Raw genomic sequence first — 12,800 nt, 5'->3', positions numbered from 1 at the left:
GTGCGAGCGCCCTTAGGCTGCCGGCTCGATATAGCGGGGGAAGGCCGGCGTCGGCGCGGGCAGCGTCGTACCGGGCGCGATGCGCGTTGCGCCACCAAGCGCGGCGAAGTTGCGCTCCGCTTCGGGGATACCGAGGCTGTTCAGCAGCAATCCCGAGGCCGTCGGCATCGCCGGCTGGGCCAGGATTGCGATCTGGCGCACGACTTCGGCGGTGACGTAGAGCACCGTCCTCTGCCTGACAGGATCGGTCTTGGCGAGCGCCCACGGCGCTTCGCCCGCGAAATAGCGGTTGGCCTCCGCGACCACGGCCCACACGGCATTGAGCCAGTGATGGATTTGCTGCGTCGCCATCGCTTCGCGGGACGCCGCGAGCATGCCATCAGCCTGTGACAGGATCGCCTTGTCGTTGTCGCTGAATTCGCCGGGCTCCGGGAGCACGCCGCCGAGCTGCTTCGCGATCATCGACAGCGAGCGCTGCGCGAGGTTGCCGAGATCGTTGGCGAGATCGGCATTGATACGCGCGACGATGGCCTCGTGATTGTAGTTGCCGTCCTGGCCGAACGGCACCTCGCGCAGAAAGAAATAGCGCATCTGGTCGACGCCGTACTGGTCGGCGAGGTTAAAGGGATCGACCACGTTGCCGACCGACTTCGACATCTTCTCGCCCCTGCTGAACAGCAAGCCATGGGCATAGACCCGCTTCGGGAGCGGGATCCTGGCCGACAGCAGGAAAGCCGGCCAGTACACCGCATGGAAGCGGATAATGTCCTTGCCAATGATGTGCACGTCGGCAGGCCAATAACGCCAGTTGTTGTCGCTCTCGTCGGGGAAGCCGACGCCGGTGATGTAGTTGGTGAGCGCGTCGACCCAGACATACATCACGTGCTCTTCGTCGCCGGGCACCTTGACACCCCAGTCGAACGTCGTGCGCGAGATCGAGAGGTCGCGCAGGCCACCCTTGACGAAGCTCACCACCTCGTTCTTGCGGGAGTCGGGCCCAATGAAATCGGGCTGCGTCTCGTACAGCTTGAGCAGCTTGTCCTGATAGGCCGACAGGCGGAAGAAGTAGCTCTTCTCCTCGACCCATTCGACCGGCGTGCCCTGCGGCCCGAGCCGCACGCCGTCCTCGTTCAGGCGGGTCTCGTCCTCCGCGTAATAGGCTTCGTCGCGCACGGAATACCAGCCGGCATAGATGTCGGCATAGATATCCCCGTTCGCTTCCATGCGCCGCCAGATCTCCTGGCTGGAGCGATGATGCTGCTCCTCGGTGGTGCGGATGAAGCGGTCGAACGACACGTTCAGGCGCTCGTCCATTTGCTTGAAACGGCCGGCATTGCGGGCGGCGAGCTCCGAGACGGACATTTTTTCGCCGGCCGCGGTCTGAACCATCTTCTGGCCGTGCTCGTCGGTGCCGGTCAGGAAGAACACATCCTTGCCGTCGAGCCGGGCGAAGCGCGCCAACGTATCGGTCGCGATCGCCTCATAGGCGTGGCCGATATGCGGGCTGCCATTGGGATAGGCGATCGCAGTCGTGATGTAGAAGACGTTGTCGCGCGCGGGGACGGCCACGGGCGTGTTGGCGTGCGGCGCTGCGATGGACTTCGGCGCGCGCGGGGCCTTGGGTTTCGATACATCGGGCTTCGCAGTCTTCGGCGGCGTCGCGACAGGAGCTGGTGCGGCGGTCACTGCGGGCGCAGCCACCCTCGCCGTCTTGGCTATCTTCTTCGCCGGGGCCTTGTTTTTCGCCGAGGCCTTGTTCTTCGCCGAAGCCTTGGCTGGCTTTTTGGTTCCTGTCTTCACCGTCTTCTTGGCGACGACCTGCTTCTTCGCTGCCTTCTTTGCCGTCTTCGCGGCGCTCTTCTTCCCGGTTTTTTTGGCGGCCGTCTTTTTGGTCTTCGTGGCTTTCTTGACGTTCTTGGCAGCTTTGCGCGCGCGCGCGTTCACGGCCTTCTTCGCGCCTTTCTTGACGGCCTTGGTGGCAGCCTTCTTCTTGCTGCTCTTGCCTTTAGCGATTTTCTTAGCTCGCGCTGCCACGACGAATTCCTTTACCGGCTTCTCGAAATTGGGAAACGAACCTGCGTTAGTTTATTGTCTTGAGCACGATCCTATCGGAAAAACCGCTGCACACTTTTCCGGATCATGCTCTAGCGCGTTGCGTCCGCCAGCCAGCCGAACACCGAGAAGACCAAGGGCTTTCGCTCCAGATTATAGGTTTCGGTGTCGCGCGCGGCGCGGACGATCTTTTCCCATACCTCAGCTAGGCGCGCAAGGCGCGGCAGGTTCTGGTTGGCATTGGCCTCGTCGGCGTGCAGGCGTTCCGCGATCCAGCGATCGATGCCGTCGATGAAGGCGGCAAGCGCAACGCGGTCGCTGGTGCCGAGCGAATCGCCGAGCGTATGCAATTGGCGCGGATCGACCTGCGGCAGTCGCGCCAGCAGCGCGGCCGTGCGCTGCTGAAGCTTCAGGGCGTCACCGCCGAGCAGCGTCAGCGCCCGCGCGACGCTGCCCTCGGACGCCTCCGCCGCCTCGCGCAACGCCGGATCGTTCGGGTCGAGATCGGCAGCGGTTGCGGCTGCAGCAATCACGTCGTCGGTTGCGAGCGCGCGCAGGCGCAGCTTGCGGCAGCGCGATTGGATCGTGGCGAGCACGCGCGCCGGCGCGTGGCTCACCAGCAGGAACAGCGATTGCTGCGGCGGCTCCTCGAGAATTTTCAGCAGCGCGTTGGCGGCATTCGGATTGAGCTCGTCGACGGTATCGACGATGCAGACGCGCCAGCCTTCGGCCGCTGCGGTCGAGCCGAAGAAGCCGATCGTCTCGCGCGTCTCGTCCACGGTGATGACGGTGCGCATCACGCCGCGGTCGTTGGCGGTGCGCTCCAGCGTCAGCAGGCCACCATGCGAGCTCGCCGCAACCTGCCGCGCCACGGCGTGATCAGGATTGATGGCGAGGTCTTCGGCGCGCTGCACGTAGGGCGCCGACGGCTGGCCGTGAGCGAGCACGAAGCGCGCCATCCGATATGCCAGCGTCGCCTTGCCGATGCCTTGCGGTCCGCCAATCAACCAGGCGTGCGGGATACGCCCACTGCGATAGGCGGCGAGCAGCACGGTCTCGGCTTCGCGATGGCCGAACAGAACGCTCGTCTCGCGCGGATGAGACATGGCGGTTTCGCGCTCGGTCTGACGCGGGCTCATATGGACACCACCGATGCCGGGGTCGGGAGCAGGCGATCACGCAGCACGGTCCAGATGCGACCGGCAACCGTGTCGGGATCGGAATTGGCGTCGATCAGCACGCAGCGCGCGGGCTCGTCCGCCGCGATCTTGCGATAGGCCTCGCGCAGGCCCTGATGGAAACCGAGCTTCTCGGCCTCGAACCTGTCCGGCGTGCCGCTGCCGCGGCGCGCGGCGGCGCGCTGCAGGCCGATCTCGACCGGCAGGTCGAGGATGATGGTGAGGTCCGGCTTGAGATCGCCGATCGTGACCCGCTCCATCGCGTTGATCAGCGCGGCCGGCACGCGGCCGAGGCTGCCCTGATAGGCCCGCGTCGAGTCGGCGAAGCGGTCGCACAGCACCCACGTGCCCTGGTTGAGCGCTGGCTGGATCACGGTGTGGACATGATCGTCGCGGGCGGCCGCGAACAGCAGCGTCTCGGCTTCGGGTCCGAGCAGCTTGCCCATGCCTGACAGCACCAGATGGCGCATGATCTCGGCGCCCGGCGAGCCGCCCGGCTCGCGCGTGACGAGGATACGCATCCTGGCAGCCTTGAGACGGTCGGCGAGCTTCTTGATCTGGGTCGACTTGCCTGTCCCCTCGCCGCCTTCAAAGGTGACGAAACGCCCGCGTCCGGACGGCCACTTTACCGCGCTTTCACTCATGATCAGAGCTTCTCGGCGCCCGCACGGAACATGCCGATCACCAGCTCGCTGGCGCCGTCGATCGCGCGGCGCACGGTCGAGCCGGTGCCGATCGCGTCAGCGGCATAGACCGGCGTCTCCACTGCGATGTTGCCGCTGCGCCAGACCCTGACCAGCCCGACCTTCTGCCCGGCCTCGACCGGCGCGCGCACCGGGCCGTTATAGACGACGCGCGCGATCAGCTTGTCGCTGCCGTTCTTGTGCACCATCACCTTCACGGGCGTCTTGGCGACCAGTTTGACCGAGCGGCTCTCGCCGCCGAACACCTTGGCGTAGCCGACCGGCTGATCGGCCGCGATCAGGGTGCGGGTCTCGAAATTGCGAAAACCCCATTCAAGCATCTTCTTGGCTTCGGTCGCGCGATCGTCGGGGTCTTCCAGCCCGTTAATGACAACGATCAGCCGCGTGCCGTTCTGCACCGCCGAGCCGACCATGCCGTAGCCGCCTTCCTTGGTGTAGCCGGTCTTCAGACCGTCGGCGCCTTCCATCGAATTGAGCAGCGGATTGCGGTTGGGCTGGCGGATCTTGTTCCAGGTGTATTCCTTCTCGCCGAACAGTTTGTAGAATTCGGTGAAGTCGAGAATGATGTGCCGGGCGAGAATGCCGAGCTCGCGCACCGTCATCTTGTTGGCGGGGTCCGGCAGGCCGTTGGAATTGCCGAAGGTCGATTTCGTGAGGCCAAGCTCGCGAGCTCGCTTGGTCATGAAGTCGGCGGCGAAAATCCGCTCGCTGCCCGCCATGGCCTCGGCCAGCGCAATGCAGGCGTCGTTGCCGCTCTGGATGATCGCCCCGTGCAGGAGATCGTCGACCGTGACCTTGCTGTTGATGGCGGCGAACATGGTCGAGCCGCCGGAGGGTGCGCCGCCCTTGCGCCAGGCGTTCTCGCTGATCCGGTATTCGTCGGTCAGCTTGATGTCGCCCTTCTTGATGGCGTTGAAGACGACCTCGGCGGTCATCAGCTTCATCATGCTCGAGGGCGCGCGGAGCTCGTCGGCGTTCTTCTCGAACAGCACACTGCCGCTGGAGGCCTCGATCAGGATCGCGGTCGGGGCGTCGCCGTCGAAGCCGGAATCATCTGTTTTCTTGGCGCCCTGGACGCTCTGGTTGGCGGCGTAGAGCGCCCCGCTCCAGCCAATGGCCGCCACCAGAGCCGTCGCGATCAGCCCGCGCGCCAGCGCTCCGGCGGTAAACCGGGTGCGCCTAAACGAGGAAAGATGAAATTCCATGGCCAAGCCCTGAGAGCGGCGTTCTAACAGTTGGAGCCGGTGCAAACAACACGGGGTGGCCGCTTGTCCCGAGATTGCACGATTCTCATCCCGCCCCTATCGTGGCACCTCAGATTTTCTGACCAAACCCCTGAAACAAGGCGGAAAAGCGATGTCATCCACCCGCGTGATCAAGGCCAACGGGATCGACCTGTTCATCCGCGAAGCCGGTCAGGGGCCGCTGGTGGTGCTGTGCCACGGCTGGCCGGAACTCTCCTACTCCTGGCGCCACCAGATCCCGGCGCTGGCGCAGGCCGGGTTTCGCGTCGTCGCCCCCGACATGCGCGGCTATGGCCAGAGCTCAGCGCCGCCCGAGGCGACGGCCTATTCGATCTTCGACACGGTCGGCGATATCGTCGGCCTCGTGCAGGCGCTTGGCGAGACCAAGGCCATGGTGGTCGGCCACGACTGGGGTGCACCGGTGGCTTGGCACGCGGCGCTGTTCCGGCCCGACATCTTCACGGCGGTCGCCGGCCTGAGCGTGCCACCGCCGTTCCGCGGCCGCGGCAAGCCGCTCGAACTCCTGCGCCAGGGCGGCATCACCAATTTCTATTGGCAGTACTTCCAGGCGCCGGGCGTTGCCGAAGCCGAATTCGAGCGTGACGTCGCGCGCACCATGCGCATCGTGCTCGGCGGGCGCGGCCTTGCCGATCCCTCCGCGGCCATGTTCGTGCTGGAGGGCAAGGGATTCCTCGGCCACGGCAACCCGGAGGAGCCTCTGCCGGCCTGGCTCACCGAGACTGACCTTGCCTATTTCACCGAAACCTTCCGCAAGTCCGGCTTCCGCGGCGGGCTGAACTGGTATCGCAACCTCGATCGCAATTGGGAGCTGACGGCGCCCTGGCAGGACGCGCAAATCCATCAGCCGTCGCTCTTCATTGCCGGTTCGAAAGACGCCGTCATCACCGGCCTGATCGGAACCAAGCGCGTCAACGAACTCGAGCGCGTGCTGCCCAATCTGAAGCGAAAGCTGATCATCGAGGGCGCCGGCCATTGGGTCCAGCAGGAGCGGCCCGACGAGGTGAATGCGGCGTTGATGAGTTTCCTGAAGGAAAGCGCGGCTCAGTAGAGGCCGCGGCCGCTCAGGATGCCGCGGGCCTCGGCAGCGCCATCCGAGGCGTAGGCGCCGGACGGAGTGCTCTCGGTCGCATAGCGGCCGTCCCCGTCATAGGACACGGCGCGCGCGTTCTGGAGCGCCCGGCCCCGGTTGCGGCTCGAGGCCGACATTTCCGAGGTCGCACTGAGTGAAGCCATGTCGGCGGAGGTGTTGCCGAGATTGTAGGGCCGTCCCTCCGGCGTCGGAACTTCGCCGCGCATGGCGCCGCGGTTCGACGATGGCAGCTCCGGCACGAAGGGTCTCGCCGAGGCGACCCGGACCATCGACGGTGACGGCGCCGGGGTCCCGGTGCGCAAGGTGGCCATCAGCTGGCGGTCGTCGGAGCCTTCCAGCGGCGCCCGGCCGACATACTCGACACGGACCTTGGCGATCCCATTGCCTTTGAATTCAAGCAGTTCGGCGGCCTTGTTCGAGACGTCGATGAGCCGGTTGCCGTGATAGGGCCCGCGGTCATTGACGCGGACGATCAGCGACTTGCCGTTCGAGACGTTGGTGACCCGCGCATAGGACGGCATCGGCAGGGTCGGATGCGCCGCGGTCAGCGAGCCCATGTCGAACACCTCGCCATTGGCGGTCAGGCGGCCGTGGAAATCGTCGCCGTACCAGGACGCCATGCCCTCGGCGCGGTAGTTGACGTCCTCTTCGGGCACATAGGTCCGGCCACCCACCACATAGGGCTTGCCGACGCGATAGGCGCCGCCGCCCTTCGGGACCGGATCGCCCAAAGCCACGACCCGGGGGCTCGAGGACACGCCGTATTTCGGATCGACCCGGCTGGCGAATTTGTTGGAGGAGGCGCAATTGGCGAGCGCAAGGCAGGTCGCGGCCATCGCAGCAGCGCGCGCGGCCCGCAAAACCGAATCTGACCGTCGGATCCCCATTCGCCCCAAATACCACTTTGCCGGAGGCGTACCTAACCCGCTTTGGCTACGGGTAGCGCTGTCCGGTCCTTTGCTCCGAGGCGGCCCACCACCGCGTCGGAAGTGGTAACGATAACGCAACCCGAACACGGCGGAAATGGGGAGCGCACGGCGTTCACGCCGGGATGGTAAACAGGGCGTATGCGCTCGCCCCGTTGAACTACGGGGCGCCGGTGCCCTGCTCTGTGCCACGCCTGGACATTCTGTTGCGCCAAATCCTCACTCCACCCCCATTGTCGCGCCGCTCACTGGAATTCTTTTGACTGTGCAAGGCCGCCCGCGTTTTCTCGCGTGCAGGGCGGAATGGAATGAGACGATGATCGAGACGGTTTCGGCACTGATGGGTTTGGTAAGCGCGGGGATCTTCCTGGCCCATGCGTTTGAAGGTTACCGCACGAGGGCCTGAGGCACTCGCGCGGACGGCAAGCATCACCCTTTCAAGACGGCGCGTTCGGACATTTTTAATCGATCCGATCGAGCATCGCAGACGAGAGCGGCAGGTGTCCCATGCGCAACCATGACCTCGTATCCGATGGCTTCCTGGCATTGACCGCCGGTGGTCTGGTCCTGCTGTGCTCCAGCCTCGTGGCATTGGCCTTCGCCTGAGCACCCAGCACTTCCCGAACAATACGCTTACCGCAGTCCAAGCAGCGAACGCCGATAAAGACTGTCACGGGCTTCGCTCAGGCAGACGAAGCTGCCGTCAAAACCCTGGCCGTACCGCTTCTGGCCTTTGCCGTAATAGACACCTTTGCTGAAATCGAGCCAGACAACCCGGTCGTGCGGGCAATGACGCTGCGCCTGCGCCTCGTAGCGAAATGGCGTCAGCGGCGTGGCCGATACCTCAGCGCCGCTGCAGCCGACCAGGATCGCAGCAGCGAGTGCGATCGCGCCGGCCCATTTGCCGAGGCTGCTGCAAGATACTCCGCAAGATATTCCGCAAGTCACCGCCCGCCTCCCGATCCCAGCCGTCGAGGGCCGGCTTGCTTTCACTTGTCCGCTTCGAGTTGCAACAACGCATGGTGCAAGCATTCCTGAAGCCTGGCTGCGACCTGTTCGCGTGCGACGCCTTTGGCGGCAAGATCGCCTGCCACCTTGTCGAGGATCTCATCCATCGACTGGCTCTCCAGATGGTCCGTCACCAACGCGGTCGCGTAGCCGGCCGCGGCATCGCCGCTGAGGCCGAGCTGGGTTGCGGCCCAGAGCCCGAGCAGCTTGTTGGACCGGGCCGTGGCCTTGAACATGAGCTCCTCGTCGTGGACGAATTTGGCCTCAAAGCCCTGCTCGCGCTTGTCGAACGTGGTCATGGTCAGCTCCATTGTCGTTTGCGCTGATCGGGATCGGACTGGCTGGAAGCGAACGTCTCCGTGGTTCAATTCAGGGTCGTTGGAAGCTTCCGGCGGAAGCCAAACGCCGTCAAGCCCGCTGGGCGTGCCCAAGGCACCCACCAGCTCTACGCCAGCCAACCCGGCTAGGCAGAGATGTTTACTGTTCATTAAGCAGACTCAGCGCCGCATGGCGCCGGGGACATCGAGAGCTGACGCATGAGCAAAGAACTGCGGGAGTTTCGACGGCTTGAACGGGTCTGCCTGGAGCAGGCAGCTCTCTCCACCATGGACCTCGCGCGAGGCGGGTTGCTCAAGGTCGCTGACGATTGTCGCGTCGCAGCCGAAGCGATCGAGGCGCAATCGCCTCGCAGACCTTTCGCAAGTGCCGTTCAGGCGCTGAAGCAGGCGTTGAGCGTGACCCGCATCCCTCACCGGCACTGAGACCGGCGCTCGCGGGCAAGGACATCCTTGACGGGGCGACCGCGTACGGTCAGCCCTTCGCCTCCGTCTGTTCACGTGCCAACCGTTCGGCCCTTAGCCGTTCCTTGTTGGCATAAAACGCCTTCTGCGCAGCTTCATGATCGCGCATGGCTTTTTCGGCTTCGACACGGCGTGTCGCATCGCGCGCCTGCCGCTGCTCGGGAGTCAAGGGCTTGCGCCGGTAGGAAATGTCTTCCGTCATGGCCAGATAATGCTGAGGTGAGGAAAGAGTTCCTCGTGGTCCCGCTGAGCGGCACTGCGGGCCGACTGCATAATGTGCGAAAACAACCCCATGCACAGTAGCCAAGTCCTTCTGCAGACAGCACTTTTTTTATCGCACTTTCGATGCGTTTGACCCCGCAGGGATCTCGATGTCTGCAATAACAGGCAAATGGTCTGAATAGGCCCTCGCGCCTTCGTCGGTCCAAACCTTCCCGATCGGGCTGTCGGACGTCGCATAGATCCGGTCAAGCCGCAGCAGGGGCAAATGCGACGGGAAAGTTCGCAGCCGCGTACGGTTTGGGCAGACCTGCGCGAGCACGCGCCGCACCGATTTGATCCAGAACCAGTCGTTGAAATCCCCGAGGACGACGGTCCTTCCAGGTTTCACCAGGCTCACCAGCGCCTGAGCCTGCGCGTGGCGCTCGTGGATGCTCAGGCCGAGATGCGTGGCCACCACGCGAACATCGCCAACCGGTGTCAGCAGTCCCGCGGCGATCGCTCGGCGCGGCTCCCGCTCACGATACGACACGTCGACGATCTCGGGCGGGCCGGAGAATGGAAAGCGGCTCAGGAGCGTCTGGCCGTAGTCGCCATCGGCCGTGACGATCGACTTGGCGTGAACACCGTGATCGCCGACGACGCTCGCCAGCTTCGCAAACGGATCGTCCGATCGCGATCGCGAATCCACCTCCTGAAGCGCGACGACATCGGGAGCCCATTTGCGAATGATGGAACAGATCCCTTCCAGATCGAACTTCGGATTGAGATTGAAGGTGCCATGCACATTCCACGTCATGAAGCGCATCAGCGCCTCCCGGCGAGCCACGTCGCGACGAATTGCGCGCCGGCGCAGATCGCGAGCCAGCCCAGGAACGCCAGTGCGAGCAGCAACATGTTGACCCAGGACGCGTTCCTGGCGAGATCAGCGATCTGAGCCCCCAAAACTGCCATGGCGAGAATGCCGGGCGTCATGCCGAGCAGCGTTCCGACCAGGAAGTCACGCAGAGGCAGCGTGCTCGCGCCAGCCACGACATTCACCACTGAGAACGGCGCGATCGGGATCATCCGGATGACGACGACAGCCAGAATGCCCTTGCCGACAACACGTTCCTGGATGCGCGCGGTACGTCGTCCGAGCAAACGCTGGAGGCGTTCGCGCCCGAGTGCCCGTCCGATCGCAAACAGGATGAAGGCGCTGAGCACGACCCCCGTCATGGCGGTGACGAAGCCTAGCCATGGTCCCAGTGCGGCAGCAGTCGCCGCAATGAGCACGAGAACCGGAAACACGACAAACCCGCCGACGACGAAAGCTGCAATCGCGAATGGCGGACCCCAAACGGACTGCGAATAGGCAGACAGAAGCGTCGACATCCGGCCCGCGTCGGCGAAATCGCTCAACGACGTGTAGGACCAGGCCATCGCCAGTCCAAAAAGCGCCACGGCGATCGAGACCATCCCGATGATCGTCTTCGTGCTCCACATCCGCGATGCCGCCCGCTCCAGATGAAGAGGCGCCTCAGGGTCCGCCACCGGCTGAACCATCGTGGCCAGAGCGCTGGTCAGGACCGAGGATTCAACGTCCCGCAGCGCCTTCGTCCCGCTTGCGACGTCGTCCAGGAGCGCAAAAAGACGATCTTCGTTTTGCGCGACGGTCTGTTCATCGAGACCGCAGAAATGGGCGATCAGGCGACGGCGGACCGAGGCGATGAACTCCCGATGCTCGTCTGATGCGGCTTCGAAGATCAGGTCACATTCGCTATCGGCACCCATCGATCGATTGTTCAAATTGGCCGAACCGATCCTCAAGATCCGATCGTCGACGATCATGAGCTTGCTGTGCACCATCACGGCCGCTTCCGTATCCCCGTTCCCCGAGACCGGGTAGACGAAGCGGATGCGATCGGCGACGCCGGCCGAACTGAAGCAATCGATGAAAGCGCCCCGGCCGTTCTGCATCGCTTGGGATTCCAGCCATGAGGAGTGCAGTTTTGGGGTGACGATCAGAACCCGAAGCGAAGGCACGCGCAGCATCTGCTCCGCCAATTCGCGCGCGATCTTGGTGGCGCTGGTGAACTGGTTCTCGATGTACACGAATTTCGTCGCGGACCGCATCGCTGCAATCAGCGAGCGTTCGACCTCCCGGAGCGTCGAACCTGCCGGACAAACCACCTCGGTCCTGGCGATACCCACCGGAATATGTTCAGCCTCGACCGGCACAATCGCCGGCCAGCGCAAGCTTTTCAGCGGGCGCCGATCATCAATCTGTTGGCCCGCCGCGCGCCAGCGTTGCTCCACGAGGTCGAACAACTGCGCCGCCGCATCCCCATCGACCACGCATTGAACGTCATGAAACGGCAGGTATGGCTTGCCCTGGGGATCACAGCGCGATGCGTGATCGGCGCGATGATCACTGGTGTCCCAACGCCTGATCGTCAGATCGAGCCCGCCGACGAACGCCAGTGAACCATCGACACAGACGATCTTCTGGTGTTGGGCCGACCCAAAGGGAAGCGTGGCATCCAGGTGAAACCGGACGCGGCCATCTGTGTCGGCGGTAAATTTGGCCGCGGAATTCCATTCCCTCTCGGAGGCGTAGAACGAGACGAAGTCCCAGACGAGAATGTTGATGTGCAAGGTGGGACGGCGGTGGACCAGCGCGCGCAAGAATGGGCCGAGTTGCTCCGGCAAGCCATCATCCGCTCGCCCGGACTCGCCGACCAGCTTGGTCTCACTATGGATATCCCACCCGACGATATAGACGAGGTCCTGCGCCTGCAGCAGGGTCTGCCGCAGGGCCGCGAAATAAGCGGCAGCATCGTTCAGAACCGCCACACGCCGCGCCTCGCACCGCCGCCAGACGGTGTCGCCGGGGATCAGGGTCGATGAGCTCTGAAGCAGGGAGACCTCGCAATCTGCGTTCGCGTTGAAACGCACTGACGCGCAAGGGGTTCCCCGACTCAGAACCAGAGTGGCCGTTCAGCGTGCGCGGATTCCGGCGCCACAGTCGCCCATTGTCGCTACTTGGTTCGGACAGTCTTCGCACCTGCGCCTTTCAAGGCGTCCGCGATCTTCTCAGGCGCATCGCCGTGAAAATCCACGGAGACCTCGATCCGGCCTTCCAGCTTCTGGTGTCCCTCCGGCGCAGGCGCGGCCTTGGCGTCAGGACCGGCCGGGCGTGTCCCCGACGTGTTCGCGCCACCGACGGGCTGGACGAAGACGTCGCTTCGCGGCACGCCGCATTCCTGCACGACATGCTCAACCGCAAGCTCGGCGCCGCGGCGCGTGTCGAATTCTCCGATGATCGTACTTTCCAAGGGCGCCCTCCATGGCTGGACGAGAGTGCCAACAACGGGTCAGCGAGGGCCAGGTTCCTGAACCCGCGGGCGGTTAGAACCGAACGATCCCGAACAGAACAAGCAGCGCGAGAGTGATCAACCCGGAGACCAGCAGCGAGCCGAGACATCCCAGCCGGTTCGAGAAAAAGAAGAACATACCTCGCCCATCCCATAGCTTCGTGACGAGCTAAGTTCTCCCATTCGACAGCGTTCCTGGAGG

The 12,800-nt window shown here is 64.1% G+C and carries 13 protein-coding genes; 2 read left to right on the top strand and 11 right to left on the bottom strand.

The window, feature by feature from the left end; all coding sequences use genetic code 11:
• Positions 1 to 12 precede the first annotated feature (12 nt).
• The 4 genes from metG to IVA93_RS18980 all read right to left on the bottom strand — a co-directional run bounded on the left by metG (position 13) and on the right by IVA93_RS18980 (position 5,139).
• Positions 13 to 2,034: a methionine--tRNA ligase gene (metG, locus tag IVA93_RS18995; protein WP_247368351.1), complete on the bottom strand. Its 2,022-nt coding sequence runs from the start codon at positions 2,032 to 2,034 to the stop codon at positions 13 to 15.
• Positions 2,035 to 2,144: 110 nt separating this feature from the next.
• Positions 2,145 to 3,191 (bottom strand): DNA polymerase III subunit delta', encoded by a 1,047-nt coding sequence (locus tag IVA93_RS18990; protein ID WP_247338004.1) that lies wholly within the window; start codon positions 3,189 to 3,191, stop codon positions 2,145 to 2,147.
• Entirely contained in the window at positions 3,188 to 3,874 is a 687-nt protein-coding gene (gene tmk, locus IVA93_RS18985; RefSeq protein WP_247338003.1) for a dTMP kinase, read from the bottom strand. Before tmk ends, IVA93_RS18990 begins: the two co-directional genes overlap by 4 nt.
• A 2-nt stretch (positions 3,875 to 3,876) precedes the next feature.
• Positions 3,877 to 5,139 carry a D-alanyl-D-alanine carboxypeptidase family protein gene (locus IVA93_RS18980; protein WP_247338002.1) on the bottom strand — a complete coding sequence of 421 codons (1,263 nt, stop codon included), beginning with the start codon at positions 5,137 to 5,139 and terminating at the stop codon, positions 3,877 to 3,879.
• 151 nt (positions 5,140 to 5,290) lie between these two features.
• Between IVA93_RS18980 and IVA93_RS18975 the strand changes: the two genes are divergently transcribed.
• Positions 5,291 to 6,247 (top strand): alpha/beta fold hydrolase, encoded by a 957-nt coding sequence (locus IVA93_RS18975; RefSeq protein ID WP_247338001.1) that lies wholly within the window; start codon positions 5,291 to 5,293, stop codon positions 6,245 to 6,247.
• On the opposite strand, the gene IVA93_RS18970 is transcribed toward IVA93_RS18975, so the two are convergent.
• From IVA93_RS18970 to IVA93_RS18960, 3 genes are all read right to left on the bottom strand, one after another.
• The gene (locus IVA93_RS18970) at positions 6,241 to 7,176 is read right to left on the bottom strand and encodes a septal ring lytic transglycosylase RlpA family protein (protein WP_247296742.1); all 936 of its coding nucleotides are present in this window, start codon (positions 7,174 to 7,176) and stop codon (positions 6,241 to 6,243) included. The two genes, IVA93_RS18975 and IVA93_RS18970, sit on opposite strands and share 7 nt — an antisense overlap.
• A gap of 672 nt (positions 7,177 to 7,848) precedes the next feature.
• A complete protein-coding gene (locus IVA93_RS18965; RefSeq protein WP_018457862.1) occupies positions 7,849 to 8,163 on the bottom strand; it encodes a hypothetical protein in 315 nt (104 codons plus the stop codon).
• 41 nt (positions 8,164 to 8,204) lie between these two features.
• On the bottom strand, positions 8,205 to 8,522 hold the full coding sequence (locus IVA93_RS18960; protein WP_026233455.1) for a DUF1476 domain-containing protein: 318 nt from the start codon (positions 8,520 to 8,522) through the stop codon (positions 8,205 to 8,207).
• Between the two features lie 237 nt (positions 8,523 to 8,759).
• On the opposite strand from IVA93_RS18960, the gene IVA93_RS18955 reads away from it, so the two are divergent.
• Positions 8,760 to 8,984: a hypothetical protein gene (locus IVA93_RS18955; RefSeq protein ID WP_247296740.1), complete on the top strand. Its 225-nt coding sequence runs from the start codon at positions 8,760 to 8,762 to the stop codon at positions 8,982 to 8,984.
• Between the two features lie 49 nt (positions 8,985 to 9,033).
• On the opposite strand, the gene IVA93_RS18950 is transcribed toward IVA93_RS18955, so the two are convergent.
• The 4 genes from IVA93_RS18950 to IVA93_RS18935 form a co-directional block, all read right to left on the bottom strand.
• Positions 9,034 to 9,225 carry a hypothetical protein gene (locus tag IVA93_RS18950; protein WP_018457865.1) on the bottom strand — a complete coding sequence of 64 codons (192 nt, stop codon included), beginning with the start codon at positions 9,223 to 9,225 and terminating at the stop codon, positions 9,034 to 9,036.
• 129 nt (positions 9,226 to 9,354) lie between these two features.
• Positions 9,355 to 10,050 (bottom strand): endonuclease/exonuclease/phosphatase family protein, encoded by a 696-nt coding sequence (locus IVA93_RS18945; protein WP_039800285.1) that lies wholly within the window; start codon positions 10,048 to 10,050, stop codon positions 9,355 to 9,357.
• The gene (locus IVA93_RS18940; protein ID WP_247338000.1) at positions 10,050 to 12,077 is read right to left on the bottom strand and encodes a VTT domain-containing protein; all 2,028 of its coding nucleotides are present in this window, start codon (positions 12,075 to 12,077) and stop codon (positions 10,050 to 10,052) included. Before IVA93_RS18940 ends, IVA93_RS18945 begins: the two co-directional genes overlap by 1 nt.
• 185 nt (positions 12,078 to 12,262) lie before the next feature.
• Positions 12,263 to 12,559 (bottom strand): hypothetical protein, encoded by a 297-nt coding sequence (locus tag IVA93_RS18935; RefSeq protein WP_018457868.1) that lies wholly within the window; start codon positions 12,557 to 12,559, stop codon positions 12,263 to 12,265.
• Positions 12,560 to 12,800: the final 241 nt, after the last annotated feature.

The organism is Bradyrhizobium sp. 155 (assembly GCF_023101105.1).
Taxonomy (GTDB): Bacteria; Pseudomonadota; Alphaproteobacteria; order Rhizobiales; family Xanthobacteraceae; genus Bradyrhizobium; species Bradyrhizobium canariense_D.
The sequence above is the reverse complement of the archived record's forward strand: the minus strand, read 5'-3'. Positions and strand labels throughout refer to the sequence as shown.